Here is a 25,556-nt window from a genome sequence, read left to right on the forward strand (position 1 = left end):
CACCGCCCCGGACCGACCGTCCCCACGGCACACCGCCGCAGCTCTCCTCCTCGACCGTGATCACTTCGCCCACCGAGCGCCACGTTCGACTACTCACCGTAGGTACCTGTGCGGCAGGTGGCCGTCAGTCATTCACACCGGCGGGCCGAGGCGCTCCCCCGCTGGTCCCCACGGTCGCCACCACCGGTACCCGTCATATCGGACGGACTCCGGGGTTTCCCGGTGGGAAAATCACCCCACCGCACTTCACTCGGCTGAATCCCACAACCGGGTGCACCCCACCGCCCGCTATGACTCAATGCCGTCAAATTCCCGTCACAGTCCGGCACTGATGGAGCAGTCGATTCACATCTTCGGCGTCTTGGCCGGTGCTCCCCGTCGTGGGGAAATGTCCTGGCACCGGTCACGGGAGGGACACCACAGATGGATTCACGGTACGAGGCGTACTGCTTCGCGAATCCGTTCTTCTACGACGTCCCCTCCCAGGACGGCCCGGAAGCGGCCGGTTTCCTGGCGGAACTGCCATCACCACCGGATGACTGGGACGTCACCACCCGCGACGTCTGGCAGGTCCTCCGCCCCTCGGGCACGTCGATGGCCGCGCAGGGCTGGAAGATCCACGTCTCGGCGACCCTGGCCAACGCCCGGCACGTCCTCGCCGTCGTCTACCAGCACTGCCTGACCACCGGCACACCCCTGAAGTTCCTGCGCACCGAGGACATCCTCCTCGCGCGGAACTCCAAGTACGCCGCCCGGGAGTCCAGCGGGAAGTTCGTCACCGTGTACCCGCCGGACGAACGGTCCCTGCGCGACACCGTCACCACGCTCAACGACCTCCTGCGCGGTCAGGCCGGCCCGTTCGTCCTCAGCGACCTCCGGTACGAGGCGGGCCCCCTCTACCTCCGCTACGGCGGATTCCTCGAACAGTGGGTCACCGGGGACGACGGGGAACCCGTGACCGCCATCGCCCGGCCCGACGGGACCCTCGTCCCCGACCTGCGGCGCCCGGTATTCCACACCCCGGACTGGGTGGAGGTGCCCCCGTTCCTTCGGCCCCAGCTCGCCGCGCGGAAGGCCCGGGCCGGCGGCGAGCAGCCCTTCATCATCGAACGCCCCCTGCACTTCTCCAACGGCGGCGGCGTGTACCGGGCGGTCCGGGTCAGCGACGGCCGCCCCGCGATCCTCAAGGAAGCCCGCCCGCACGCCGGCCTCGACCGCGACCGCCGGGACGCCGTCGCCCGCCTCGACCAGGAACACCAGGCGCTCAGCGCCCTCGACGGAGTGACCGGCATCCCGGCCGTCCTGGGCCGCTTCCGGTACTGGGAACACGAGTTCCTCGCCCTGTCCGTCCAACCGGGGATCCCCCTCGGGCAGTGGCTGGCCCGGCACTACCCGCTCAGCCGGCCACGCTCCACCCCCGGCGAACGCGCCGACTTCACCGAACGGGCCTTCCGCATCCTCGACCAGGTGGAGGCGCTGCTCCACCGGGTCCACGACCTCGGCTACGTCTACGGGGACCTGCACGACCGCAACATCCTCGTCGACGAGAACGACCAGGTCTCCCTCGTCGACTTCGAGCTGGCCCGCCCCTCGGCCGAAGCCACCCGCTCCGCGCTGGGCGCCCCCGGCTTCGCCGCACCCCCCGACCGGGTCGGCGTCGACGCCGACCTCTACGCCGCGGCCGTCCTCCGGCTGTGGATGTTCCTGCCCATGACGGCGCTCACCGCACTGGACCCGGGCAAGGCCGAGACCTTCGTCCGCTTCGCGATCCGGGCGTTCCCCCTGTCCAGCGCCGACTTCGGCGACGCCGTCCTCGGCCAGTTGCGCCCCCGCACCCCGGCCACCACCCCCGCCGACGCGCCGCCGCCCTCGGCGGGCCTGCGGGCGCTGGCCACCGACCGCCCGGACTGGGCCTCGGTGCGCGAGTCGGTGGCCACGGCGGTCCTGCGCAGCGCCACCCCGCACCGCCGGGACCGGCTGTTCCCCGGCGACATCGAACAGTTCCGGGGCGGCGGCGCCACCCTCGCCCACGGCGCGGCCGGTGTGCTCCACGCCCTCGCCGCCACCGGCCACGGCCGGCATCCCCACCACGAGACCTGGTTGGCGGACTCGGTCCGCCGGGACCCGCCGCGCCGCCCCGGCCTCTACGACGGCGCGCACGGCATCGCCCACGTCCTGGAGGAACTGGGACGGCACGAGCTGGCCGACGAACTCCTCACCGAGTTCGACCCGCTGCTCCCCCACCTGACCCGGCACGGCCTCGGCTCGGGACTGGCCGGCATCGCCCTGAACCTCCTGCACTTCGGCGCCCGCCGAGCCGATCCTGGGCGCACCGACCAGGCGCTCGTCCTCGGCGAACGGCTCCTCGCCGCCGTTCCACCACCGGCCGCCGCCGGACCCAGGGGCAAGGGGCGCGCCGGGCTGCTGCACGGCTGGTCGGGACCCGCCCTGCTGTTCCTGCGGCTGTTCGAACTCACCGGGGAACGGCGGTGGCTGACGGCCGCCGACGACGCCCTGGCCGCCGACATCGCCGAGTGCGGGGAGACCGAGCACGGAGCGCTGCTCGTCCGCGACGGCTCCACCCGCATGCTGCCCTACCTGGAGGTGGGCAGCGCCGGGATCGTCGTCGTGCTGGAACAGCTGGCCGGACACGCCCCGGACAGCCCCACCGCCGGCCAGCTGCCCGGGCTGCGCCGCGCGTTGCTCGGCGAGTTCGCGATCCAACCGGGGCTGTTCCTGGGCCGGGCGGGTCTGATGGTGGCGCTGGCCGCCGGGGTCCGCCGCGACCAGGACCCGGAACTGGTGGCCGCGCTGCGCCGGCACCGCGCCCGCCTCGCCCTGCACGCGATCCCCCACGAAGGGGAGGTCGCGTTCCCCGGCAACCAGCTGCTGCGGCTGTCGATGGACCTGGCCACCGGCGGCGCCGGTGTCCTGCTGGCCCTCGCCGCCGTCGAGGGGGACCTCCACCTGCCGTTGCTGCACCCGGGGGCGTCCTCCAGCGGGAGCGGTGAGCCCACCGGCCGCCAGGACTCGGCGGCGGCCACCCAGAACCCCCGCCCGTGACACACGGGCGGGCAACCAGGGAATCATCCAGGAAAGGAAGTGCGCTATGGAGTCGGTTCTCGACCTTCAGGCGATGGAGGCCACCGAGGACGCCGCCGAGTTCGCCAGCCCCGGTGGCAGCCAGGCCAGCCTGCTGCTCTGCGGTGACAGCGGTCTGAGCGTCCTCACCTGCCGCTGAGCCGGCACGTGGCCTGAGGGCCACGCGACCGGGAACGATCGAGAACGGAGGATGGGAGCGGCACACTCGTCCTGTGCCGCTCCCAGTCCCATCCTCGACCATCACCCACCCGCGCGGAACCCGGTCCCACCGGCGCCGGAGGCGCGTGGGCACTGGAGTGGGCGGCCGTGCCGAACCGACCAGGTAGCCATCCGCGAACCGTGGTGAGGCGCGCCGGCACGCATGCCGTCATCGTCCTGTGCCCGGTCGGCGAGGCCGGTGATGAACCGTTGCTCGGCCTCAAGTGGATGACCGAGTACCTGCGCGAGGAGCTCGCCGAGACGCCCGTCACGGGGATACGTCGTGTAGGTGAGCGGTCAGCGCGGACGAACGAGTTCCGGCTCGCGGGAGAACGCGCGAGCCGGGACGTCGGAAGTCCTCGGGGTCCTTCAGTGGCGAGCGGGCAACGGAGACGACTGGGCAGGGCGGCTTGTCGCTCATCCATCGGGCCGAGCGGTCTTGCTGCTGCGCTGCGCAGGGTGCCTTCAGCGCGGCACGAGACCGTCAGGACTCACCCGTGAGCTAAGCGGCCCTGCTCGGCTGCGAGGCGGCCGTTGATGTCATCGTCCTCCCGGCAGTGTCGACGAACCTCACGCCTCGTCGGGGCACAGGCTCGCGCCGCCTGTTGGCCGCCGATTCAGCCCCACGCCCCTCACCCTCACCGGCTGAGCGCCTGGCTGATCGCCGGGCATGAACTCCTCGGTGAAGGTGGATCACCGGCGTTGAGCTCGGGCGGTTCTGGTGGGGCTCCTCCTAGTGGGACGTGTTGCGCCATGCCGTGCGGCAGTGGGGGTGGGCGGGAGGTGCCCGCCGGCCACCCCATCGGCCGGCGGGCTGACAGGTCAGACGCGGTCTGCCTTGACGGCGGTGATGAAGCTGTCGAAGGCCTGCCGGCTGACGACAAGAGTGCCACCGGCACGGTTCTTCGTGTCCCGGATACCGGCGAGACCAGGTGCGCCGCCGACCTCGACACAGCTGTTCACTCCGTTGGTGCTTCGGGTCGACTTCCGCCAGTTGCTGAAAGTGGTGATAACGCTCATCTGCTGCCTCCTGAAAGGAAGGGGAAGGGTTTTGATCTGGAAAACTCGGTGTTGTCCTCGACGACTCCCGCCCGGACGAGAAGGGTATCCATCCCAGGATGCCAGCCAGCATACGACAGAGTCTCCGCTAGATTGGTTATGCCTCTCGCTGTCGTAGTGAGGTGCCCAAGGTGGCAGTATCGCGGATGCGGCCGCCTGTGAGGCATGAGGGCAACTGCCCGCCGGCCTAAACGAGGTGGCCGGCGGGCTCAGGGTCAGAAGCGGCCGGCCTTCACGGCGGTTACGAAGCTACCGAAGGCACGGCGGCTGACGACAAGAGTGCCACCCGCACGGTTCTTGGTGTCACGGATACCAACGAGACTAGGCGCGCTACCCACCTCCACGCAGTTCGCGGACCCGTTGCTACTACGGGTCGCCTTACGCCAGTTGGTCATACCAGTGAGGTATTCCATTCTCACTCCTCAAGTTCACGGATACGGCCCGCAAGGAGAGATTCAGATTCTGCGGGCGTGAGTGCTGCTGTGAAGACGCGTTCGAACGCCACAGCGAAGTACTGGGTATAGGTAGCACTGTCGTGCCACTCGCCATCCACCATCGTCTCGGTGAACGCGAACGTGGCACTGGGCTCTCCCACGTCCAGCAACGTGAAGGAAGTACCAATCGGGGTGTGTTCACCCGCGTCGAACGGGAGCACCTTCAAAGTGACATGGTCAAGCTGCGCGAAGTGCCGCAAAGTGTCGAGTTGTTGCCGAAGACCGCCCGTACCGCCTACCCGGCGGTGAAGCGCCGCTTCACCAAGCACCAGGCTTACCTGTGGCGCGTTCTCGCCCATGACATGAGCCGCCCGGGCTAGACGCTTGGCGACTGCGCTGTCGATACCCCCAGCGGCGGGGAGCACAGCCGTCGAGAGCACTGCTCGTGCGTAACGTTCAGACTGGATGAAGCCTGGTATCAGCTCCTCGTAGAAGACACGCAACCGCGTAGCCGCTGCCTCGACAGCCACGTAAGCCTGCGCCCAAACAGCCACGGGCCGCGTTTCCCGATCACGTCGCCGGGCTTCGGCGGCGAGCATGAGGACGTGGTCCCGCTCGGACGGACTCAGACTGTATAGCTCGGCCAGCCGTTCAGTTTCCGTCAGTGCGAGGACGCGGTGGCCGCCCTCGACGAACGCAACCTTGCGTGCATACCAACCCAGTTCTTTGGCGACGTCGCCCGCGTCCAACCCTGCCCGTTCGCGGTGCGCACGAAGCGCTTGCCCGAGCAGCAGCCGATAGGCGAGAGGCGGCGGTGTTCTCATGCGTTCATCTTCTCTGGTCTCTCACGCGCGGTGGTACATCGCTGAAGATGCCCCGTAGGGGCTTTTCACCCGAATTGACTACAGCCAGTGGTGGGCTGGACCTTGCACAGTCACGGCCATAAGCCGTACGGTCCTCAATGTAAGTCGTACAGTCACACTCGTACCTGTACTCCTTCCTTCGGGTATGCCAAACATCACGGAGGGGCCGGGCCAACTGTCCAGGCCGCCCGGCCCCTCCTTGAAGAGAGGAACCGACGCTATGACCGTCGATCCCATCCCGGTAGCCATGCTACTGGCCGTAGCCGTCCTGCTCGCCGAGGTGTACCGCCGGCACCGAGGGCGCCCTGACCAGCCGATCCGTGCCGTGGTCACCGTCAGCGGCGTGGTCTTCCTCAGCGGCCCACCCCCCGGCGATGGCATCCCCCGGTCCACCTCGGACACCCCGTGGTCGACCCCGTCACCCGCTAGTCCCGCTGGTTCCTGGCACACCACCCGAACCCGGTCGGGACCCGCGACCGCCCACGCCAGCACCCACCCCAGCACCGACGCCGAGGGGGGCGGCCACGAGCAGGACACCGGCCGACACCACTGGCGCCCCACCCCCACCACCCTCCCGCCTGCGGTCGGGAATCCCGACCCGGGGTGGGTCACCGTCCTCACCGGACACCTCCCCCTCCCGGCCCCATCCCGACACCCTCGGGGGCGGGTCGCGTGATCCTGTCCGCAGTCCTCGGAGCCTGGGCCGCCCTGACCCTGCTGTGGACCGTGGAATGGGCCGACCGTGTCCTGCTTCCCCCGCTCCGCGGAACCATCCGGCTGCGTCGGGTCCGGCGCACCACCCGCCAGGCGTTGATCGCCGCCGGGCATCCCTGGCCCCGCCCTCGTCGCCCCCGCCGCAGGCCACCCTCCGCGCCTCGGCCGAGACCGGTCGGTGCGGTCGTCGTCCCGAAGGATGACGTCCCCACCGACTCCTGATCGCAGCCGCTCACCCCCGTGCCTCCCCCGGGCCGTGTCCTCCCGCCTCCCCGTGTGTGGAATCGCGCGGCCTGTCGGGGGTGGTGGCTGCCCGGTCGCCCGGTGGGTCGAACCGGGACACCCCGGCCCCCCTGTTGTTCCCGGTTCCCACCGGGCGACCACCCCTCCGTTGCTGCCCGCTGTCGGTGCGCCACGCCCCGCGCGGTGCACCCCTGCTGACCGAAGGACCCCTCACTCGTGATCGTCCTCGTCCTCGTCCTCGTCCTCGTTCTCGTCCCCGTCGTTGTCTCGGTCCTCACCGGCTGCTTAGCCCTGAGCGTCGTGGTGGGCCTGGTCGCCTCGTTCCGCTCGGCCGTCGAGGACCACCCGCTGTCCCGGTCGCTGACCACCCTGTTCCCCGGACCCACCCCGTGACCCCGGCTCCCGAGGACACCGAGACGGTGTCGCCGCTGGTGGTGCGGTCGCGGCGGGTCCGCCCCTACCTGCCGGAGGACGACCATGACCGACACCGCGACCCGGACCGCGCTACGAGCGGTGCCGGAACTGGCCGGGATCTACGCGTTGACCCGCCGAGGCTGGCAGTGGACCTCGTTGTCCCGGGGCACCGGGACGCTGGTCGGCTGGTTCGCCTGGTCTGGCGGGCCGTTCGTGGACTGGTGCGTGATCCGGGGCTACGGGGAGGTCGAGGCCGTCCGGGTCCGCGACGGCGACGGCCTGGTCTGGCAGCGCAGCGGATCGGTCGGCGTGGTCGCCGCTGAGCTGCGGGACCTTCCCCCACCGCACGCCCCAGGTGCGCCGCGCCTGCTGACAGGACGCCGGTGGCGACCACCCGGCGCACTGCGCCTGCGGTAACCACCCTCCCCCAATTCCTTTTCCTTTTCCTTCTCCTTCTCCTTCTCCTTCTCCTTCTCCTGCGGACAGGAAGAACTCCGTGTACTACGTCATCAACCGCTGTCTGGAGCCGATCAACGCCCGCTCCTATCTCGGCCCGTTCCCCCGCTACCCGCAGGCGTTGCGGGCCTGGGGGTTCCGGGGCCAGGTCGTCCTGGCCGCCCTGGGCACCGCCGCGATGCGTTCGGAGGTCAGCACGGCCGGCCGCCTGTACTACCTGCTGCCCCGTGACCCCAGTCCTGGTCCCACCGGTGTTCCCGAGCTGGCACGGGGGCCGCTGCGGTGCCGGCACACCGCCGAGGACCAGGCCGGTGAGGGGTTCCTCCTCACGTCCCAGTTGCTGCCCGACCCCGTGCTCAGCGGCGCGTGACCACCATGAACCAGACACCAGAACCCACCGGTCACGCCGCTCTGTCGTTGGCGGGGGCCGCCCCACCGGCTGGGCCCTACCCGGCGCGGACACCCCTCGCTGAGGAACCGACCTCGCCCGCCGAGGCAACGACCGGGGCGGGCAGTGCCGGGGTGCGCGACGGGGACGACATCACCGGAGCCTGGCTCACCCGATGCGCGGTGCGCACCCCGGTCGTGGGCCGCCTCTACGGTCACGTCGACCTCGATACCGGCCACGGGCCTCCTGTCGGACCGGGCCTTCGTTACCTGGTGGGGACCTTCGACCACCGTCGCCTCGTGCTGTGCGGGGCGGTGGTGCGGCACTGCGCCGAGTTCGACGAGCTCACCACGGCCACGATCACGGAGATGCGGGACCTGGCCCGCCGGTGGCGGCTGGGGGAGTTCCTGCCGCCACCGACCACGATGAAACGCCGCCGCCGACGCGTCCCGGCGTGGGCGCGGGTGCGGTTCTGGTCCTGGGAGCCCGAGGTCGAGCTGGGCATCAGCTACGCGGGTCGGGTCAGTTTCAAACACGGCGACTGGGCCCGCATCGGCCCACATCCGTCCAGCGTCCTCCCCATCGCGGACAGCAGTGGAGAGGACCGCAGCTACCCGACGTGACCCCGCCGGGCACGACCTGCGGGATACCGCCGATCCTCCCGCGATCGCCACACCGGTTCCTCCTCCGCGCGGGGGCCGTCGATGGGTCGTCACCGGGCGGGGCGCCGGCGGCCGCGACCGATGACGTGCGACGCCATTTAACGTGCGTTCCAAATGGCGCAGCCATTGCTACCACCGTGTTCGCAGCTGACGGATCCACCCGGCGGAATCGGCGGAGGGAAAACGGTCGACAGGTATCGAACGTACCGTCGACCGAATGTCGGACAAGGGCACCGAGGTGGTTAATCATTTGCCAACAGAGTGTTGACAGGGTGGAAACACGAGTCGTAGCCTCCATCCCACAGGGAAACGCTTTCCCCCTGGTAGAGACCTTGAGGACAACGGAGTCCAGGTCGCGCAACCCCCTAGGTCCCGAGCGGCGGACACGCCGGACGGGAAACCCAGCGGAACGGAAAGAACCGGTCCGCGCGCACCCTGCCGCGAGCCGAATTCCACCCCCTCCACCGGTCGCCGCGCCCTCACTCCGACAACGGAAGAAGAGAGAGGCTGACATGAGGAAACGACTCGTCGGACGCCGGCTCGTCGCCGCCGGCGCGCTGTCCGCGCTCGCCGTGGGCTCGGTCCTGGGCGGCTCGGTGCTGGCGGCCGCCGAACCCTCCGAGCCCTGGTCAGCGCCGTACCAGGACGACCGGCCGATCGGCTGGGCCAGCGTTGACGAGAACGGCCAGAACGGCACCACCGGCGGGGCCGGCGGCGACACGGTGACCGCCTCCAACGCCGACCAGTTCCTCGACTACATCTCGCGGGACGAACCGCTGGTCATCGAGGTCGACGGCACGATCCAGCTGTCCGGGATGGAACGGGTCAGCTCGGACAAGACGATCATCGGCGTCGGCACCAACGGCCACATCACCGGCGGCGGGCTCAAGCTGCGCTCGGTGAGCAACATCATCATCCGCAACCTGCACTTCTCCGACGCCAACGACGACTCGATCGACATGGAGGAGGGCACCCACCACGTCTGGGTCGACCACAACAGCTTCACCAACGCCAACGACGGCGCCGTCGACATCAAGCGTGAGTCCGACTTCATCACCGTCTCGTGGAACCGGGTCTACGAGCACGACAAGAGCATGATCCTGGGCCACTCCGACAACCACACCGCCGACATCGGGCACCTGCGCGTCACCTACCACCACAACTACTTCGACGGCAGCGACACCCGGCACCCGCGTGTGCGGTTCGGTGACCAGGTCCACGTGTTCAACAACTACTACCGGGCCAACAAGGAGTACGGGGTCGCCTCCACGATGAACGCGGGCGTCATCGTCGAGGGCAACTACTTCGAGGACGTCGACACCCCCACCGAGGTCGGCTACGGCAGCTCCAGCGACGGCCGCATCGTCGCCAGGAACAACGTCCTCGACAACTCGGGTGAGATCGCGACGGCGGGCAGCGTCGACGACCCGCCCTACTCCTACACCGTCGACAACCCGCAGAACATCCCGTCGCTGGTCGGCGGCGGCGCCGGGTACGGCAACCTCTGACCCCGCCCCGGCGGCCGAGCGCGTCGACCCGCCCCGGCGAGGTCCACCACCCCGACAGGTGACCCGCGCTCCCCGATGCCCCTGGCCCTCGGCCAGGGGCATCGTCGCCGTTCGGGACGGTCGCGGCCGCGCGGGCCGAGGAGCCGCCGCCTCCCCTCCCCCGCCCTCCCTGCCCGCCCAGCCGCCGGCCGCCACGCGGGCGGCGGGCACGCAGCGCCGCCGACCAGCCACCCCGGGTGTCCCCGCTGGACGCCGCGCCCTCCCACCCGATCCGGACGGCCTCCCCGGGCCCGGTACGCGGGTTGGCTGTTCGGGCTTCGCGCCGGCCCTCTAACCTGTCGCGGTGGAACCGACGGGGAGACTCGGGTGAGCCAGGAGCAACGGAGGGTCGCCGACCGCTACCGGCTGGATGAGCGGATCGGCAGCGGAGCCATGGGCATTGTCTGGCGAGCCCATGATGAGCGGTTGAACCGCACCGTCGCCGTCAAACAGCTGCTCCAGCAGCCCGGACTGACTCCGGAGGAGGCCGAGGAGGCCCGGCAACGCGCGCTGCGCGAGGGCCGGATCGCGGCACGGCTGCAGCACGCGAACGCCATCGGCGTGTACGACGTGACCGAGCACGAGGGCCAGCCCTGCCTGATCATGGAGTACCTGCCCTCGCGGAGCCTGGCCACCGTGCTGGCCGAGGAGGGCACGCTCACCCCCGAACGGGCGGCGGCGATCGGCGCGCAGATCGCCACGGCGCTCAGCGTCGCGCACGCGGCCGGCATCGTCCACCGCGACGTCAAACCGGCCAACGTCCTGCTCGGGGAGGACGAGGTCGTCAAGATCACCGACTTCGGGATCTCCCGGGCGACCGGCGACGTCACGGTCACCAAGACGGGCATGTTCGCCGGCACCCCCGCCTACCTCGCCCCGGAGATCGCCCGGGGCAACGACTCGGTCTCCGCCTCCGACGTGTTCTCCCTGGGTGCGACCCTCTACGCCTCCGTGGAGGGCGACCCGCCCTTCGGCACCGAGGGCAACAGCCTCGCCCTGCTCCAGACCGTCGCCAAGGGCCGCATCAACCCCCCGCAGCAGTCCGGGCCCCTCGCGCCCGTCCTGGTGCACATGCTGCGGGCCGAGCCCCAGGACCGGCCGACGATGGCCGAGGTCCGGGAGGCGCTGCAGGCCGTCGCCGAGGGCTCCCCGCTCCCGCCGACCGTCCTGGCCGTCCCCGGCCTGACCCCCAGCACCCCGGCGGAGCCGACCGCGACCCGCGCCATGCCCGCGCCCCCCACCCGCGGCCTGGCCGACACCGGCCCGATGACCGGCCCCATGACAGGCCCGATGACCGGCCCGATGACCGCGGTCGGCGGCGGACCGAGCGCCGAGACGGTGCCCGCCAAGACCGTGCCGGCCGCCAAGGCACCCGGGAACCCCACCCGGGTCAACCGGCCCACGGCCGCCGCCGCCCCGGCACGTCAAGCCGAGCCCGCCCCCGCCGAGGAGGAGTGGTGGCGGCGCCCTGCGGTGCTGGCCGGCGCCGGCGCGGCCGCCGTCGTGGTGGTCATCGTCGTCATCGTCACCGCGCTGTCCCTGGGGGACGACAACGAGACCCCGTCCGTGGCCCCCGACACCGACACCACCACCACGACACCCGCCCCCACCACACCCTCCGAGATCCCGACCACCGAGGAACAGGGACCGGTCGACGAAGGGGCCGACCCCGGGTGGCAGCAACCCGCCCCACCACCCGCCAACGACTACCAGCCGGCACCCGACCAGGGCAGCGACACCATCGACCAGCCCTCGGCCCCCGAGGTGACCGACGATGACCCCGTCGACCCACCGGACGACGACGACACCGAGCCCGCCGACCCGCCCGACACCGGCAACCCGCCCGGCGGGGACGAACCACCCCCCGGCCAGGGCAACCCGGAGAACACCCACAACACGCCGTGACGGCGCGCGCTCCTCACCGGAACGCGGCGATGCCCGTCAACGCACGGCCGATGGTGAGGGTGTGCACCTCGGCCGTGCCCTCGTAGGTGAGCACCGACTCCAGGTTGTTGGCGTGCCGCAGCGGCGAGTAGTCCAGGGTCACCCCGTTCGCGCCCAGTACCGTGCGGCACTCCCGGGCGATGCCGATCGCCTCGCGCACGTTGTTGAGCTTGCCCGCGCTCACCTGCTCCGGCCGCAGCCGGTCCCGTTCCTTCAACCGTCCCAGGTGGACGGCGAGCAGCGCGCACCCGCCGAGGCTGACCGCCATGTCCGCCAACTTGGCCTGCGTCAGCTGGAAACCGGCGATCGGCCGTCCGAACTGCTCCCGCGTCGACGCGTAGTCCAGGGTCGTGCGCAGGCAGTCCCGCGCCGCGCCCACCGCCCCGAAGACGATGCCGAACCGGGCCTCGTTCAGGCAGGACAGGGGAGCGCCGAGACCCTCGGCGTGGGGGAGCCGGGCCGTGTCCGGGAGGCGGACGTCCTCCAGGACCAGTTCGGAGGTGACCGAGGCCCGCAACGACAACTTCGCGGGGACGTCCACGGCACGGAAGCCCCTGGCCGTGGTGGGCACGAGGAAGCCGCGCACCCCATCCTCGGTGCGGGCCCACACCGTGGCGACGTCGGCGATCCCGCCGTTGGTGATCCACGTCTTCGTGCCGGTGAGCACCCAGTCGGAGCCGTCACGCACCGCGCGCGTCCGCATCGCGGCCGGGTCGCTGCCCGCGTCGGGTTCGGTCAGCGCGAAACAGCCGACAGCCTCCCCCGCCGCCAGCCGGGGCAGCCACTCCCGCTTCTGCTCCTCCGACCCGTACCGCCAGATCGAGAACATCGACAGCGACCCCTGCACCGACACGAAGCTCCGCAGGCCGCTGTCCACCGACTCCAGCTCCAGGCACGCCAACCCGTAGGCGACGGGGCCGAGCCCGGCGCAGCCGTACCCCGTCAGGTGCATGCCCAGCACCCCGAACGCGCCCAGCTCCCGCGCGAGGTCGCGGTCGAACACCCCTCGCTCGAAGCGGTCGGCGACGCCGGGCCGCGCCCGCGCGTCGAGGAAGTCGGCGAGACCACGTTGGATCTCCCGTTCCTCCTCGGTCAGCAACGAGTCGATGTCCAGTAGCGCCAGCGGATCCGGCATCGGGGGACGTGCCACGGTGTCGACCTCGCCTTCGTCGGCGGTTCAGGGCCTTCCGCGGCAGAGCCTGCCACAACTCGGGGCTCCCGCGTCGGCGACGTCGGCCCTCGCCGCCGCTCGCCGGCGGCGCTCCGGGCCCACCGGGGACGCCTCCGCGTGGAGCACCCCACCGGGGTCGGGTGGCGTTCACGCCGAAGGGCGGTAGGGCGCGGCGACGGTGCCGGTTCCGCTCGGTCGGCCGGGGAGGGACGTCGACCGCGTCCTGGCCTCGGCGGCGCGTGCGCACCGCCAGGCGAGGAGCCGCGAATGAGGACGTCCGCACGTCGGAGCCGCACCGCCCTGGCCGCGCTGTTCCTCATGCTCGTCGCCTCCGTGGTCCCGCCCGGCGCCGCGGCGGCCGCCTCCTACGGCGGGCAGCGCGGCTCCGGGTACTCGGTGGTGAACTCCCTGGACCTCGTCGAGGCCACCGTCTTCCTCACCTACAACGCGGGCAACGGGAACAACCGCGTGGCCTTCGGGAACACCCCCGGCGACCGGCTGTTGATGAACGTCTGGCTGAAGCGGTCGCCCGAGACCCCCGCCGACTGGCGGCACGACCGCGGTTTCCTCACCACCTACGCGGGGCCGGTGCACCGGGCCGCCGCCGGCACCCGCGTGGACTGGGGCGGGTACCGCAACGGTTCGGAGGACACCCGGTACGGCACGAACCGCGGCTGACCCGGCATCAGCGCGGCCAGCCCGCCGCCGGGCGCTGACGACCCCGTGCCGCCGGCTAGGAGCCGACGACGGCCAACGCGAAACCGTCGTAGCCCTTGGCGCCCACGGTCTGCACGGCGGTCGCCGACAGGCGCGGCTCGTCCGCCACGAGCTCCAGGAAGGACCGGACGCCCTCCACGGCCCCGTCACCGCTGTCCGGGTCCGCGACCCGCCCGTCCCGCACGACGTTGTCGGCGATCAGCACGGTTCCCGGGCGGGACAGGCTCAGCGAGTAGTCCAGGTAGGCCGGGTACCCCTGCTTGTCCGCGTCGAGGAAGATCAGGTCGAACGGGCCCATCCCCGCCGTGACGAGCTGCGCCATCGTCTGCTGGGCCGGGCCGATGTGGATGTCCACCTTCCCGAGCAGCCCGGCCGCCTCCAGGTTCGACCGCGCGACCTCGGCGTGCCTCGGGTCCCCCTCCAAGGTGACGAGCCGCCCGTGTTCGGGGAGGGCACGACCCAACCACACGGTGCTGTACCCGCCGAGCGTTCCCACCTCCAGGATCGTGTGGGCCCGGGTGATCACCGCGAGGAGGTGGAGCAGCTTCCCCTGGTTGGGGGCGACGTTGATCGGGGGGAGCCCGGCCGCCGCGCTGGCGGACAGGACGTGGTCGAGCACCGGGTCCTCGGGCACCAGCAGCCCGGTCAGGTAGTCGTCGACCTCGGCCCAGCGGTCCTGCGACGGCATCAGCGCCTCCTCCCGAACGGCCCGTCCGACTCTACTGCCACGGGAGGCCGACGGCGGGCCGCGCGCGATGAGGAGGTCGCACGGCACCCCCGACCGGGCGGATGGCCTCGGGCCCCCAACCCGAGGCCGGGCCCGTGCCCCGTGCGAGGCCGCAGCCAGCCACCCCCATGGCTGGCGCCGTCCACGCACGAGGCACCTTCCTCCCCCGAGGACGCGTTCCCTCCGCCCCGTTCCCCCCTCCGGTGAAACGGAACCCCCGCGATGGGACGCTGTCCGAATGGAGGCGAACCGCGCCGGTACCACCAACGTGGTCTCCTCCGTCGTGCTGTCCGCGCTTCACCTGATTCAGCCGTTCCCGTTCACGAGAACACTCGCGAACGGGATCCGGATGCTCCCCCAGCATTGCGCGGACACCCCCATGCCCGGTGACCGACGGTCGGTCAGTCACCGGCTGAATTTCTAACACGGATGACCGACGGAACCGCAATCGACTCCGGGTTCCCCAATCCCCCGAACGAGCGGGTCCCACCTCGGCCGCGCCGCGACCGCCAAGCGCGGGATGCGGCATCCACGCTGGTCACACACGCATTCTTCCCTCCACGGCGAATAGGGCCAGCCTCGGAGGGTGTCGACCGTCGACAGTGAATTTCCTTCTATCGGAGTAACGATAACCGCGATGTGGGGGATACGCTGCGGAGTCCCGCGTGCACGCAGCGCACTAACGCGCTCGCTCAAATCAAGATCATCTTCTCGCGCGCACCACGAGCGGGGCGCCACACGCCACGCAATGCGAGCGAATTGCCCTCGGAAAGACGCTCCGAGGCAATCACCGTCAACTTTCCACGACCACTCCCGACACCTCGAAACAATCAGCCGGAACCAACGGTCCGGCGGATTCCCACCGGACCGGAACACCACTCACCCCAGACCGCCCGGCTGGCTGGCTGGCTGGCTGGGCGGCGGACGGCGGACGGAACCCCCACCCCGGGAACCTCGCCGCCCAGGACCGGGACCACCCACCCGCCGACACACCACCGGAAATCCCGTTGTCGCCCCGGTACCCCCGCGCGATGCTGCTGCCCGTGACCGAACCCCCGAACACCTCCACCAGCGACACCCCACCCCCGCTCACCGGCGTGCTCGTCCTCACCGGAGTGATGGCCGCCGGCAAGACCACCGTCGCGCGGACCCTCGCCGACCGCCTCCCGCGCTCGGCCCACGTCGGCGGCGACGCCTTCCTCCGCATGGTGCGCGGCGGCCGCGAGGACATGACCCCCCACCCCACCCAGGAGGCCCGACGACAGCTGCGCCTCCGACACCGCCTGACCGCGCACACCGCCGACCTCCTCGCCGAGGAGGGCTTCACCGTCGTCGTCGAGGACATCCTGATCGGACCCGACCTGACCCGGTTCCTGGCCACGCTCCGCACCCGACCCCTGCGCCTCGTCGTCCTCGCCCCCACCCCTCGGGCCATCGCCGACCGCGAACGCGAGCGCACCAAGGACGGCTACCTGACCTGGGACGTCGCCACCCTCGACGGCCTGCTCCGCGCGGACACCCCCCGCCAGGGGCTCTGGTTGGACACCTCCGACCAGACGCCCGCCGCCACCGTCGAGGACATCCTGGCCCACGCGGACGAGGCACTGGTGACCCCGGACCGGCGGGACGACTGACCGGCCCCGGCCCCACCTCGGGCGTCCACCCCGGACCAGCACCCCGAACCGCCACGCCCCCACCTCGAAGGACCCGGGCCACCGCGACGGGGACCCGACCACCGGGCGCGCTCGGGTAGCCTGCCGGGATGGCCCGGTCCCTGCTCGCCACCAGCGATCTGCACGTGTCACACGAGGGCAACAGCGAGGTGGTGGAGCGGCTCCGCCCCTACACGCCCGAGGACTGGCTCATCGTCGCCGGCGACGTCGGGGACACCGTCACCGAGATCACCTGGACGCTCGACCTGCTGGCGCGGCGGTTCGCCAAGGTCATCTGGGTGCCGGGCAACCACGAACTGTGGACGACCTCGCGTGACACGGTCAAGGCACGCGGCGAGGAGCGCTACCGCATCCTGGTCGACGTCTGCCGCGAACTCGGCGTCCTGACCCCGGAGGACCCCTTCCCCGACTGGGAGACCGAGGACGAGACCTTCACCATCGCCCCGCTGTTCACCCTCTTCGACTACAGCTTCCGCGAACCCGGGCTCTCCTTCGAGGCCGCCATGAGGGACGCCCACGAGACCGGCGTCGTCGGCACCGACGACATGCTGCTGCACCCGGACCCGCACCCCACCCGGCAGGCGTGGTGCGCGGAACGCATCCGCTACTCCGAGAGCCGGCTCGACGCCGTGGCCCCGGACCGCCGCACCATCCTCGTGTCGCACTGGCCGCTGCACCGCGGCCCCACCACCATGCTGTGGTACCCGAGGTTCGCGATGTGGTGCGGCACCACCGCCACCGGCGACTGGCACCTGCGCTACCGGGCGGCCGTGGCGGTGTACGGGCACCTGCACATCCCGCTGACCTTCGACTTCGACGGAGTCCGGTTCGAGGAGGTCTCCCTGGGCTACCCCCGCGAGTGGCGGCGGCGCACCCCCACGCCCTACCCGATCCGCCGCATCCTGCCGGCCGACCCGAGCCGCACGACCTCGAACCACCTGCTGCCCGGTCACCGGTGAGCCGCCAGGCCGAGGACCCCGGCCCGCCCCGGCTCGCTCAGCCCATCGCCCGGTCGAGGTTGACCGCCGCGCTGATCAACGCGAGGTGGGTGAAGGCCTGCGGGAAGTTGCCGAGCTGCTCCCCGGTGAGGCCGATCTGCTCGGCGTAGAGACCGAGGTGGTTGGCGTAGGTGAACGTCTTCTCCAGGGCGACCCGCGCCTCCGACAGCCGACCCGCCCTGGTCAGCGCCTCCACGTACCAGAACGAACAGATGGAGAACGTCCCCTCCGAACCCCACAGGCCGTCCGGCGCCTGTTCCGGGTCGTAGCGGAAGACGAGGCTGTCGACGACGAGGCCCTCGCGGATGGCGTCCAGGGTGGACAGGAAACGCGGGTCGGTGGGTGAGCAGAACTTGACCATCGGCATCAGCAGCAGCGACGAGTCGAGCACGTCGTCGTCGTAGTTCTGCACGAACGCCTGCCGGCGTTCGCTCCACCCCCGCTCCATGATCTGCCGGTACACCCGGTCGCGGGTCCGCATCCACGAGTCCAACGGCCCGGGGAGGCCGCGCTGCCGCGCCATCCGGATCATGCGCTCGAACGCCACCCAGGTCATCAGCCGGGAGAAGGTGTGGTCCCTCGGACCAGACCGCACCTCCCAGATGCTCTCGTCCGGCTGGTCCCAGTGCTCACCCAGCCAGTCCAGCACGCCGATGAGGTCCTGCCAGCTGTCGTAGGAGATGCCGGTCCCGTACTTGTTGTAGAGGTAGACGGAGTCGATGATCTCGCCGTAGATGTCGAGCTGGAGCTGGTCGGACGCGTCGTTGCCGATCCGCACCGGCCGGGCCCCCCGGTATCCCTCCAGGTGGTCCAGGGTGCGCTCGGGGAGCTCGGGGTCCCCGTCGATCGAGTACATCACCCGCAGCGGACCGGCCTGGCCCTCCCGGGGCCGGCGGAACCGCCGCGTCAGCCACTCCATGAAGGCGTCCGCCTCCGAGGTGAAGCCGAGCCGGAGCAGGGCGTAGAGCGAGAAGGCCGCGTCCCGCATCCACACGTACCGGTAGTCCCAGTTGCGTTCACCACCCAGGTCCTCGGGGAGGCTGGCCGTCGGCGACGCGATGACGGCGCCGCTGGGCTCGTGCGTCAGGAGCTTGAGCGTCAGGGCCGACCGGTGGACCTTCTCCCGCCAGCGGCCGCGGTAGGTGGACCTGGCCAACCAGCCCCGCCAGAAGTCGACGGTCCGCCGGAACAGCTCCTCGGCGTCCCCGGCGTGGTGGTGGTTGGCCCGCTGGCCGCTCTCCAGGGCCTCCAGCACGAAGAGCTCGGTCTCCCCCGCGCTGACCACGAACTCGCCGTGCGCGTCGCCGTTCCGGTCCACGTCGAGATCGACCGTCGCCCCGACGCCCAGCACGGTGTCGCGGCCGACGAAGCACAACCCGTCGCGGTCGCGGCGCACCTCGTGGGAGTCACGGCCGTAGTCGAGCCGGGGGGCGAGGGTGACCCGCATCCGCATGGACCCCCGGAGCCCCAACACCCGCCGCACCAGCCGCTGGTGGTGGTCGGGGTCCCGTTCCCGCAGCACCGGCATGAAGTCGTGGACCTCGACCATGCCCTCCTCGGTGAGGAAGCGGGTGATGAGGACGTTGGTGTCCGGGAAGTAGAACTGCTGGGTGCCGGCGACCCGGCAGTCCGGGCTGATCCGCCAGTACCCGCCGCGCTCCGCGTCCAGCAGGCTCCCGAACACGCTCGGGGAGTCGAAACGCGGGCAGCAGAACCAGGAGACGGTGCCGTCGGTGCCCACGAGGGCGGCGGTGCGCAGGTCCCCGATCAGGCCGTGGTCGGCGATGGGGGGATAACGGCTGTCGTCGGTCCGCTCGGCATCGTCGGGGCGCATCCCACATCCCTCACGCTCGTCCGCCAGGCGGCCCGACCCCGACTCGTCGGTGCCACGACCGGACGCGCCCTTCCCTTCCTCCGATCGACCGTAACGCGACTGGCTGGTCGTCGCTGATGACGAGATCGCCGGGGGAAGGCACCAGGAGCACCAGGGAGGTGAATTTCATTCATGACTGATGGGACAGGGCGGACGAACCCCACGGGGGAGGCGACCTCGCGGCAGGGTGGGCCGCGGGCAGGATGGGCGCGCGCCGGCACCGGTGAGCCGACCGGCCTGGGCGGGGACGGCCGCCGCCGCTCCGGGGAGGGGAGGGGCGGATCGGGCCGGCGGGAGTGGGCGCGCGGAAGAATCCGGTGGACACGCCCCCTACCGTCGCCAGGGTGATCACTCGTCGTTCCGTCACCCTGAACGGTCGTGCCCACTCCGTCCTCGACTCCGGCGGCGACGGACCGCCGCTGCTGGCCCTGCACGGCACCTTCGGGCGGTCGGACATCTTCGCCAGGCTGGCCGCCGACCTCGCCCCCGACTGGCGCGTCATCGCCCCCGACCAGCGCGGGCACGGCCGCTCACCCCGGGGTGGGGACTTCTCCCGGCGGGCCTTCGTCGACGACGCCGCCGCCCTCGCCGCCTCGCTCGCCACCGGCCCGGTGGCCGTCCTCGGTCACTCCCTCGGGGGGCTGAACGCCTACCAGCTGGCCGCCCACCACCCCGACCTGGTGCGCGCGCTGGTCGTCGTCGACAACGGGGCCGTCACCGGCCCGCCCGAGGTGCCCACCCCGATCCTCGACGTCCGCGACTGGCCCCGGCTCGCGCCCAGCAGGCAGGCCCTCGCCGACCACCTCGCCGAAGCGGGGATCCCGGTGGCCGACTACTTCCTCGCCAGCGCGGAGCCCGCCCCGGGCGGCGGCTGGCGGTACTGCTTCGACCTCGACGACATGATGGCCGTGCAACGGGCCGGGGTGGGCGACTGGTGGCGGGACTGGCTGGGATCGTCGTGCCCGGCGCTGCTGCTGCGGGGGGAGCACAGCCACCTGCTGTCAGCCGACCACGCCCGGGACATGGTGCGCAGGAGGACCGCGCCCACCTCCCTGGTGGAGTCCCCCGGCTGCGGCCACTGGCTGTACGAGGACGACCCCGTGCGCTTCGCCGACACCGTCCGGGAGTTCCTCGGCCGCTGACGCCCGTCAGTGGTGCCGCGGACGTCAGCCCCTCCCCGGCCCCCGCCGCCAGCGGGGGCCGGGACCCGGCGACCTCACCTCGGCGGGGCCACCGGGCACCGGCTGGGTCACCTCGCGGTGGGCGCCGAGGGTTCCGCCCCCTCGACCGCCGGTTCCACGACCTCGACGCCGGTGTGCCGCCGGTGCAGACGACGGACCTCGCGCATCGCCCGCACCGCCCGGTGCCGGTCGGCGGCCTGGATCGCCATCACGGCGATGTACTCGTCGTCCGGCAGTTCGATCCGCGCCCACGGCACGCCCTCGGGGAAGGTCACGGCCCGCACCAGCGGCCACTCCACCGTCCGGCTGACGAGGATGTTCCGCACCTCGACACCCTGGGGCCCGACCCGCAACCGGGGGCGCGCCAACAGCAGGGCGGCCCCGGCGAGCAGACAGCCCAACAGCACCATCGCCACCTGGTCCGAGGTGCCGAAGAACGCCCCGGTGGGGGTCTCCTTCAGCAGCACGGCCACCACCGTGAACACCGAGACGAGGGACACTGCCGCGCCGACGGCCACCAGCCGCACCCGCCAGGGACGGACCACCAGCGTCCCGTCGCCGCCCTCCGGCCCGGTCTGGTCCTCAGTCAACACCCGCTCCTCACACTCACTCCGGCCGCTCGCCGGACCGACAGGACCGACACGCCTCAGGCGGACGGCGACCCGCCGCGCAACGCGCGCAGGGTCAACGCGGTCTCCACCGCCGCCACCGCCGCCTCGTACCCCTTGTCCTCCGACGACCCGGGCAACCCGGCCCGCGCCACAGCCTGCTCCTCGGTGTCGCAGGTGAGGACCCCGTTGCCCACCGGTGTCGCCTCGTCCAACGCCACCCGGGTGAGCCCGGCGGTGACCGCGTCGCACACGTACTCGAAGTGCGGGGTCCCGCCCCGCACGACCACCCCGAGGGCGACCACCGCGTCGTGCGTCCTGGCCAACTGCTGGCACACCACCGGCAGCTCCACCGAGCCGGCGACACGGACCACGGTGGGTTCGGGAGCACCGGACTCACCGATCGCCGCGAGCGCCCTCGACAGCATGGTGTCGGTCAGCTCGGCGTGCCACCGGGTGGCCGCGACGCCGACCCGCAGTCCGGCGGCGTCGCCCGGACGCAGGCCGGGCGATCCCTCGCCGCTCATGCCGTCACTCCCGTTCCCCCGTCGCCGGTGGCGTCCGCGTCGCCGCCGAGCCCGTCCAACTCGTGCCCCATCCGGTCCCGCTTGGTCCGCAGGTACCGCAGGTTCTCCGGGTTCGGCCGGACCGGCAGCCCGACCTTGCCGTTGATGCGCAGCCCGTAGCCCTCCAGGCCCACCCGCTTCGCCGGGTTGTTCGTCAGCAGGCGCATCGACCGGATGCCGAGGTCGCACAGGATCTGGGCGCCGGTGCCGTAGTCGCGGGCGTCGGCCGGCATCCCCAGCGCGAGGTTGGCGTCGACGGTGTCGGCACCGTCGTCCTGGAGCTGGTAGGCCTGGAGCTTGTGGATCAGGCCGATGCCCCGGCCCTCGTGGCCGCGCATGTAGAGGACCACGCCTCGGCCCTCCTCGGCCACGGTGGCCAGCGCGGCGTCGAGCTGCGGACCGCAGTCGCAGCGCAGGGACCCGAAGACGTCCCCGGTCAGGCACTCCGAGTGCACCCGCACCAGCAGGTCCTCGCCGTCCCCGATCTCGCCGTAGACCAGGGCGATGTGCTCGACACCGTCGATGACGCTGTCGTAGCCGTAGGCGCGGAAGTTGCCGTGGGCGGTGGGGATCCTGGCCTCGGCCACCCGCTCCACCTGCTTCTCGAAGCGGCGGCGGTAGGCGACGAGCTGGGCGATGGACAGCAGCACCAGGTCGTGTTCGGCCGCGAAGCGCTCCAGCTCGGGACGCCGGGCCATCTCCCCGTCGACCTCGCTGGAGACGATCTCGCACAGCACGCCGGCGGGACGGGCGCCCGCCATCCTCGCCAGGTCCACGGCCGCCTCGGTGTGGCCGGGGCGGCGGAGCACGCCCCCGTCCTTGGCGCGCAGCGGCACGACGTGACCGGGGCGGCTGAGATCCGCCGGCCCGGTGTCCGGGTCGGCCAGCAACCGGACCGTCAGCGCCCGGTCCGCGGCCGAGATCCCGGTGCCGACCCCCTCCCTGGCGTCCACTGTGACCGTGTACGCGGTGCCGCGCCGGTCCTGGTTGACGTGGTACATCGGCGGGAGGTCGAGCCGGTCGCACTCCTCGGCGGGCAGGCCGACGCACACGTAGCCCGAGGTGTGCCGGACCATGAACGCCATCAGCTCGGGCGTGGCCCGCTCGGCGGCGAAGATCAGGTCGCCCTCGTTCTCCCGGTCCTCGTCGTCGACCACCACGACGGGGCGGCCGTCGGCGATGTCGCGGAGCGCCCGCTCGACGGTCGCCTCCAGTTCCGTCCTGCTCTCCACCGTCGTCATCGGCTCACCTCGGTCGTCGTCGGAGCGGGGGTCACGCCGAGATGGCTGGCCGCCAGCTTCTCCACGTACTTGGCCAGGACGTCCACCTCCAGGTTCACCACGTCACCCGGCTGCCGTCGGCCGAGGGTCGTGAGTTCGAGGGTCGTCGGGATGAGGCTGACCGTGAAACCCCGCTCGTCGACGCCCATCACGGTGAGGGACACCCCGTCGACGGTGATCGAGCCCTTCTCCACGAGGTAGCGCCCCAGGTCCGCGTCCAGGGCGACGTGGACCACCTCCCAGTGTGCGGAACGCTCCCGGGAGGTCACCCGCCCGGTGCCGTCGACGTGGCCCTGCACGATGTGGCCGCCCATCCGGGCGCCGACGGCGACGGCGCGCTCCAGGTTCACCGGATCACCGGCGGTGACCTTCGCCAGGTTGCTCCGACGCAGGGTCTCGGCCATCACGTCGGCGGTGAAGTGGGCACCGTCGGTCTCCACCACCGTCAGGCACACCCCGTTCACGGCGATCGAGTCACCGTGCCGCGCGTCGGAGGCCACCAGCGGGCCGTGGATCGTGAGTCGGGAGGCGTCGGGCAGCGCGTCGAACGACCGCACCTCACCCAGCTCCTCGACTATTCCGGTGAACACGATGCGTGCTGCCTCCTCACGAGCCCGACCGAGGGCTCACCCCGTCCGACACCTCTACTCTCCCACTGGACACGGCGCGCGGACAGGATCGGGTTGACCAGTTGACGGGCCTCACACACGGCACCGGCCGCTGACCAGGCGTGATCGGTGGGGGTGAGCCTGGCCGGCCGACCGGTTGACCAGCGTCGACCCAGGGTTCCCGGCCGCTCAGCCCCGGTCGGGGGCCGCCGAGCGGGCCCGGTCCCGCAACGCCTCCACCGCCGCCCCGGGGTCCTCCGCCCCGTACACGGCCGACCCCGCCACGAAGCAGTCCACCCCGGCCTCGGCCGCCGCCTCGATGGTGTCGGCGCTGATGCCGCCGTCGATCTCGACCAGCACGTTGAGGTGCCCGGTGTCCACCAGCCGGCGGACCTGGCGCACCTTGTCCAGGACCTCCGGCATGAACGCCTGCCCGCCGAAACCGGGCTCGACCGACATCACCAACAGCGTGTCGTAGTGCCGCAGCACGTCCAGGTACGGCTCCAGCGGGGTTCCCGGCTTGAGGGACAGGCCGGCGAGGGCGCCGGCGGCCCGGATGTCCCTGGCCACGCCGATCGGGTCGGTGGCCGCCTCCACGTGCACCGTGACGTTGTGCGCACCGGCCTCCGCGTAGCCGACCGCCCAGCGGTCCGGGTCGGAGATCATCAGGTGGCAGTCCAGCGGGATGTCCGTGGCCGCGCGCAGCGAGGTGACGACCGGCAGGCCGAGGGTCAGATTGGGCACGAAGTGCGCGTCCATCACGTCCACGTGCAGCCAGTCCGCGCCTCGCCGGTCGGCGCTCGGAGCCACGGCGGCGGCCTCCTCGGCGAGGCGGGCGAAGTCGGCGGAGAGGATGGAGGGCGCGATCATGAGCTCGGAGGACACGGGGGCAGTCTAGGAGCGGGCCGACCGGCGGGGCGCGCCCAGGCGCCCAGGGCAACGGTGGGAGGCCGCCGGCCACGGCGCTCCGACGACCCCGGACCGACGGGAAGGAGCCGCCGGGCACGGCGCTCCCCGAGTGGACCACGCGGCGGAACGCCTCCGACGCCCCCGGCTCAGGGCCGGTGGCCCGCCGGGCCGGCCAGTGCCGCCGCCACCTCCGCGACACCGGCCGGCCCCACCCGACAACACCCCCCGACGAGGCGGGCACCGGCCGCCACCCAGGACCGCACCTCGCCGGCGTCGAACACGGCGGGACCACGCCAGCTCGCCGACCCCGCGTCCCACTCCTCGCCGCTGTTCGGGTAGGCCACCACCGGCTTGCCGCTGGCGCTCGCGGCCAGCCGCACGACCTCGGCGAGCCCCACGGGCGAGACGCAGTTCACCCCCACCGCCAGCACCTCGGGCCGCTCCCGCACCAACGCGAACGCCTCGTGGAGGTCCTGACCAGCCGAGGTGCGGCCGTCCCGGACGGTGTAGGAGAGCCAGGCCGGCGGTCCGCCGAGGGCGGCCAGCTCGTCGAGGAGCACCTCGGCCTCCTCGACGTCTGGCACCGTCTCGCAGGCCAGGAGGTCGGCTCCCGCCTCGGCGAGAACGGCCAGCCGGGGCCGGTGGAACTCGCGGAGCGACGCGCGGCTGACGCCGTACCGCCCCCGGTACTCCGACCCGTCGGCCAGGTAGGCCCCGTACGGGCCGACCGAGGCCGCCACCAGCAGTCCCGGGGGGACCCCCCGGCCCACCGCCCGGTCGGCCGCGTCCCTGGCTACCGCCACCCCACGCCGGAGCACCCCTTCGGCGTCGCGGCGGTCCACGCCGCAGTCGGCCAGGCCCGGGAAGCTCGCCTGGTAGGTGGCCGTCGTGGCGACCCGCGCGCCCGCCAGGTAGAAGGCGAGGTGGGCACGGGCCACGGCCTCGGGGCGTTCGGCCAGCACCCGCGCCGACCACAGCCCACCGGACAGGTCGAGACCGGCACGTTCCAGTTCGGTGGCCAGCCCGCCGTCGAGGGGCAGCGGGGTGGTCAGGTCGGGCGCGGCGGGCGTCATCGCGCCACTGTGCCACGGCCTCGCGGCCGTCGACCCGTCCGCACCGCCCTGGACCCCCACCGTGTCGGGGTGGGATCGAAGCGTCCCGGCCTGGGCTGGCCCGCCAGCGGAGCGCTCGGCCGCGCACGAGCCGCCCCACCCACCGCCG

The 25,556-nt window shown here is 72.0% G+C and carries 26 protein-coding genes; 14 read left to right on the plus strand and 12 right to left on the minus strand.

All coding sequences use genetic code 11. The annotated features are described in order from the left end of the window. The first annotated feature begins 423 nt into the window (after nucleotides 1–423). Entirely contained in the window at nucleotides 424–3,063 is a 2,640-nt protein-coding gene (gene lanKC, locus C1701_RS03090) for a class III lanthionine synthetase LanKC (protein WP_035292115.1), read from the plus strand. 46 nt (nucleotides 3,064–3,109) lie between these two features. Next, the gene (locus tag C1701_RS03095; RefSeq protein WP_026418839.1) at nucleotides 3,110–3,241 is read left to right on the plus strand and encodes a SapB/AmfS family lanthipeptide; all 132 of its coding nucleotides are present in this window, start codon (nucleotides 3,110–3,112) and stop codon (nucleotides 3,239–3,241) included. Between the two features lie 881 nt (nucleotides 3,242–4,122). Here C1701_RS03095 and C1701_RS03100 read toward each other — a convergent pair. The 3 genes from C1701_RS03100 to C1701_RS03110 form a co-directional block, all read right to left on the minus strand. Then, nucleotides 4,123–4,320, minus strand: coding sequence for a DUF397 domain-containing protein (locus tag C1701_RS03100; protein ID WP_103055512.1), 198 nt, complete (start codon nucleotides 4,318–4,320; stop codon nucleotides 4,123–4,125). Between the two features lie 254 nt (nucleotides 4,321–4,574). Next, complete coding sequence (locus C1701_RS03105; protein ID WP_337662115.1) at nucleotides 4,575–4,772, minus strand: DUF397 domain-containing protein; 198 nt, start codon at nucleotides 4,770–4,772, stop codon at nucleotides 4,575–4,577. 2 nt (nucleotides 4,773–4,774) lie between these two features. After that, nucleotides 4,775–5,617 carry a helix-turn-helix domain-containing protein gene (locus C1701_RS03110; protein WP_103055513.1) on the minus strand — a complete coding sequence of 281 codons (843 nt, stop codon included), beginning with the start codon at nucleotides 5,615–5,617 and terminating at the stop codon, nucleotides 4,775–4,777. Between the two features lie 259 nt (nucleotides 5,618–5,876). Between C1701_RS03110 and C1701_RS03115 the strand changes: the two genes are divergently transcribed. The 8 genes from C1701_RS03115 to C1701_RS03145 all read left to right on the plus strand — a co-directional run bounded on the left by C1701_RS03115 (nucleotide 5,877) and on the right by C1701_RS03145 (nucleotide 11,985). Then, entirely contained in the window at nucleotides 5,877–6,332 is a 456-nt protein-coding gene (locus C1701_RS03115; RefSeq protein WP_103055514.1) for a hypothetical protein, read from the plus strand. Next, nucleotides 6,329–6,592, plus strand: coding sequence for a hypothetical protein (locus C1701_RS03120; protein ID WP_103055515.1), 264 nt, complete (start codon nucleotides 6,329–6,331; stop codon nucleotides 6,590–6,592). Before C1701_RS03115 ends, C1701_RS03120 begins: the two co-directional genes overlap by 4 nt. Nucleotides 6,593–6,829: 237 nt before the next feature. After that, a complete protein-coding gene (locus C1701_RS27095) occupies nucleotides 6,830–7,006 on the plus strand; it encodes a hypothetical protein (protein ID WP_337662116.1) in 177 nt (58 codons plus the stop codon). Nucleotides 7,007–7,090: 84 nt separating this feature from the next. Then, nucleotides 7,091–7,444 (plus strand): hypothetical protein, encoded by a 354-nt coding sequence (locus tag C1701_RS03125; RefSeq protein ID WP_103055516.1) that lies wholly within the window; start codon nucleotides 7,091–7,093, stop codon nucleotides 7,442–7,444. A gap of 79 nt (nucleotides 7,445–7,523) precedes the next feature. Further along, the gene (locus tag C1701_RS03130; RefSeq protein ID WP_030227703.1) at nucleotides 7,524–7,853 is read left to right on the plus strand and encodes a hypothetical protein; all 330 of its coding nucleotides are present in this window, start codon (nucleotides 7,524–7,526) and stop codon (nucleotides 7,851–7,853) included. Between the two features lie 5 nt (nucleotides 7,854–7,858). After that, nucleotides 7,859–8,494: a hypothetical protein gene (locus C1701_RS03135; protein ID WP_248783725.1), complete on the plus strand. Its 636-nt coding sequence runs from the start codon at nucleotides 7,859–7,861 to the stop codon at nucleotides 8,492–8,494. Nucleotides 8,495–9,045: 551 nt separating this feature from the next. Beyond that, a complete protein-coding gene (locus tag C1701_RS03140; RefSeq protein WP_026418846.1) occupies nucleotides 9,046–10,041 on the plus strand; it encodes a pectate lyase family protein in 996 nt (331 codons plus the stop codon). Nucleotides 10,042–10,407: 366 nt separating this feature from the next. Next, complete coding sequence (locus tag C1701_RS03145; RefSeq protein ID WP_051313959.1) at nucleotides 10,408–11,985, plus strand: serine/threonine-protein kinase; 1,578 nt, start codon at nucleotides 10,408–10,410, stop codon at nucleotides 11,983–11,985. Nucleotides 11,986–11,998: 13 nt separating this feature from the next. On the opposite strand, the gene C1701_RS03150 is transcribed toward C1701_RS03145, so the two are convergent. Further along, nucleotides 11,999–13,159, minus strand: coding sequence for an acyl-CoA dehydrogenase family protein (locus C1701_RS03150; protein WP_026418847.1), 1,161 nt, complete (start codon nucleotides 13,157–13,159; stop codon nucleotides 11,999–12,001). Nucleotides 13,160–13,462: 303 nt separating this feature from the next. On the opposite strand from C1701_RS03150, the gene C1701_RS03155 reads away from it, so the two are divergent. Beyond that, complete coding sequence (locus C1701_RS03155) at nucleotides 13,463–13,873, plus strand: spore-associated protein A (protein ID WP_103055517.1); 411 nt, start codon at nucleotides 13,463–13,465, stop codon at nucleotides 13,871–13,873. Nucleotides 13,874–13,928: 55 nt separating this feature from the next. Here C1701_RS03155 and C1701_RS03160 read toward each other — a convergent pair whose 3' ends face one another. Further along, nucleotides 13,929–14,600, minus strand: a complete 672-nt coding sequence (locus C1701_RS03160) for an O-methyltransferase (RefSeq protein WP_103055518.1) — start codon at nucleotides 14,598–14,600, stop codon at nucleotides 13,929–13,931. Between the two features lie 1,070 nt (nucleotides 14,601–15,670). Between C1701_RS03160 and C1701_RS03170 the strand changes: the two genes are divergently transcribed. Continuing rightward, complete coding sequence (locus C1701_RS03170) at nucleotides 15,671–16,273, plus strand: AAA family ATPase (protein ID WP_030106674.1); 603 nt, start codon at nucleotides 15,671–15,673, stop codon at nucleotides 16,271–16,273. 128 nt (nucleotides 16,274–16,401) lie between these two features. Beyond that, nucleotides 16,402–17,271 carry a metallophosphoesterase family protein gene (locus C1701_RS03175; protein ID WP_016701587.1) on the plus strand — a complete coding sequence of 290 codons (870 nt, stop codon included), beginning with the start codon at nucleotides 16,402–16,404 and terminating at the stop codon, nucleotides 17,269–17,271. A 37-nt stretch (nucleotides 17,272–17,308) separates the two neighbouring features. Here C1701_RS03175 and C1701_RS03180 read toward each other — a convergent pair whose 3' ends face one another. After that, nucleotides 17,309–19,144 (minus strand): glycoside hydrolase family 15 protein, encoded by a 1,836-nt coding sequence (locus tag C1701_RS03180; protein WP_103055519.1) that lies wholly within the window; start codon nucleotides 19,142–19,144, stop codon nucleotides 17,309–17,311. A gap of 383 nt (nucleotides 19,145–19,527) precedes the next feature. Here C1701_RS03180 and C1701_RS03185 point away from each other — a divergent pair, with 383 nt between their 5' ends. Next, complete coding sequence (locus C1701_RS03185; protein ID WP_103056951.1) at nucleotides 19,528–20,325, plus strand: alpha/beta fold hydrolase; 798 nt, start codon at nucleotides 19,528–19,530, stop codon at nucleotides 20,323–20,325. A gap of 107 nt (nucleotides 20,326–20,432) precedes the next feature. Here C1701_RS03185 and C1701_RS03190 read toward each other — a convergent pair whose 3' ends face one another. From C1701_RS03190 to mmuM, 6 genes are all read right to left on the minus strand, one after another. Beyond that, nucleotides 20,433–20,954 carry a PH domain-containing protein gene (locus C1701_RS03190; RefSeq protein WP_211237529.1) on the minus strand — a complete coding sequence of 174 codons (522 nt, stop codon included), beginning with the start codon at nucleotides 20,952–20,954 and terminating at the stop codon, nucleotides 20,433–20,435. A 56-nt stretch (nucleotides 20,955–21,010) separates the two neighbouring features. Further along, nucleotides 21,011–21,499 carry a 6,7-dimethyl-8-ribityllumazine synthase gene (gene ribH, locus C1701_RS03195; RefSeq protein WP_026418852.1) on the minus strand — a complete coding sequence of 163 codons (489 nt, stop codon included), beginning with the start codon at nucleotides 21,497–21,499 and terminating at the stop codon, nucleotides 21,011–21,013. Beyond that, nucleotides 21,496–22,779 (minus strand): bifunctional 3,4-dihydroxy-2-butanone-4-phosphate synthase/GTP cyclohydrolase II, encoded by a 1,284-nt coding sequence (locus tag C1701_RS03200; RefSeq protein WP_026418853.1) that lies wholly within the window; start codon nucleotides 22,777–22,779, stop codon nucleotides 21,496–21,498. The genes ribH and C1701_RS03200 overlap by 4 nt, the downstream gene beginning before the upstream one ends. Continuing rightward, on the minus strand, nucleotides 22,776–23,408 hold the full coding sequence (locus C1701_RS03205; protein WP_026418854.1) for a riboflavin synthase: 633 nt from the start codon (nucleotides 23,406–23,408) through the stop codon (nucleotides 22,776–22,778). Before C1701_RS03205 ends, C1701_RS03200 begins: the two co-directional genes overlap by 4 nt. A gap of 207 nt (nucleotides 23,409–23,615) precedes the next feature. Then, complete coding sequence (rpe, locus tag C1701_RS03210; protein WP_081715453.1) at nucleotides 23,616–24,296, minus strand: ribulose-phosphate 3-epimerase; 681 nt, start codon at nucleotides 24,294–24,296, stop codon at nucleotides 23,616–23,618. Nucleotides 24,297–24,481: 185 nt separating this feature from the next. Beyond that, nucleotides 24,482–25,408, minus strand: a complete 927-nt coding sequence (mmuM, locus tag C1701_RS03215) for a homocysteine S-methyltransferase (RefSeq protein ID WP_103055520.1) — start codon at nucleotides 25,406–25,408, stop codon at nucleotides 24,482–24,484. Nucleotides 25,409–25,556: the final 148 nt, after the last annotated feature.

This window comes from Actinoalloteichus sp. AHMU CJ021 (assembly GCF_002895405.1).
Lineage (GTDB): Bacteria > Actinomycetota > Actinomycetes > Mycobacteriales > Pseudonocardiaceae > Actinoalloteichus_B > Actinoalloteichus_B caeruleus.

Excerpts from the sequence above, each read along its gene's own strand:
- lanKC (WP_035292115.1), top strand. The coding sequence starts at position 424 with ATGGATTCACGGTACGAGGCGTACTGCTTCGCGAATCCGTTCTTCTAC.
- C1701_RS03095 (WP_026418839.1), top strand. The coding sequence starts at position 3,110 with ATGGAGTCGGTTCTCGACCTTCAGGCGATGGAGGCCACCGAGGACGCC.
- C1701_RS03100 (WP_103055512.1), bottom strand. The coding sequence starts at position 4,320 with ATGAGCGTTATCACCACTTTCAGCAACTGGCGGAAGTCGACCCGAAGC.
- C1701_RS03105 (WP_337662115.1), bottom strand. The coding sequence starts at position 4,772 with ATGGAATACCTCACTGGTATGACCAACTGGCGTAAGGCGACCCGTAGT.
- C1701_RS03110 (WP_103055513.1), bottom strand. The coding sequence starts at position 5,617 with ATGAGAACACCGCCGCCTCTCGCCTATCGGCTGCTGCTCGGGCAAGCG.
- C1701_RS03115 (WP_103055514.1), top strand. The coding sequence starts at position 5,877 with ATGACCGTCGATCCCATCCCGGTAGCCATGCTACTGGCCGTAGCCGTC.
- C1701_RS03125 (WP_103055516.1), top strand. The coding sequence starts at position 7,091 with ATGACCGACACCGCGACCCGGACCGCGCTACGAGCGGTGCCGGAACTG.
- C1701_RS03135 (WP_248783725.1), top strand. The coding sequence starts at position 7,859 with ATGAACCAGACACCAGAACCCACCGGTCACGCCGCTCTGTCGTTGGCG.
- C1701_RS03140 (WP_026418846.1), top strand. The coding sequence starts at position 9,046 with ATGAGGAAACGACTCGTCGGACGCCGGCTCGTCGCCGCCGGCGCGCTG.
- C1701_RS03150 (WP_026418847.1), bottom strand. The coding sequence starts at position 13,159 with ATGCCGGATCCGCTGGCGCTACTGGACATCGACTCGTTGCTGACCGAG.
- C1701_RS03155 (WP_103055517.1), top strand. The coding sequence starts at position 13,463 with ATGAGGACGTCCGCACGTCGGAGCCGCACCGCCCTGGCCGCGCTGTTC.
- C1701_RS03160 (WP_103055518.1), bottom strand. The coding sequence starts at position 14,600 with ATGCCGTCGCAGGACCGCTGGGCCGAGGTCGACGACTACCTGACCGGG.
- C1701_RS03170 (WP_030106674.1), top strand. The coding sequence starts at position 15,671 with ATGCTGCTGCCCGTGACCGAACCCCCGAACACCTCCACCAGCGACACC.
- C1701_RS03175 (WP_016701587.1), top strand. The coding sequence starts at position 16,402 with ATGGCCCGGTCCCTGCTCGCCACCAGCGATCTGCACGTGTCACACGAG.
- C1701_RS03180 (WP_103055519.1), bottom strand. The coding sequence starts at position 19,144 with ATGCGCCCCGACGATGCCGAGCGGACCGACGACAGCCGTTATCCCCCC.
- ribH (WP_026418852.1), bottom strand. The coding sequence starts at position 21,499 with ATGAGCGGCGAGGGATCGCCCGGCCTGCGTCCGGGCGACGCCGCCGGA.
- C1701_RS03200 (WP_026418853.1), bottom strand. The coding sequence starts at position 22,779 with ATGACGACGGTGGAGAGCAGGACGGAACTGGAGGCGACCGTCGAGCGG.
- rpe (WP_081715453.1), bottom strand. The coding sequence starts at position 24,296 with ATGATCGCGCCCTCCATCCTCTCCGCCGACTTCGCCCGCCTCGCCGAG.
- mmuM (WP_103055520.1), bottom strand. The coding sequence starts at position 25,408 with ATGACGCCCGCCGCGCCCGACCTGACCACCCCGCTGCCCCTCGACGGC.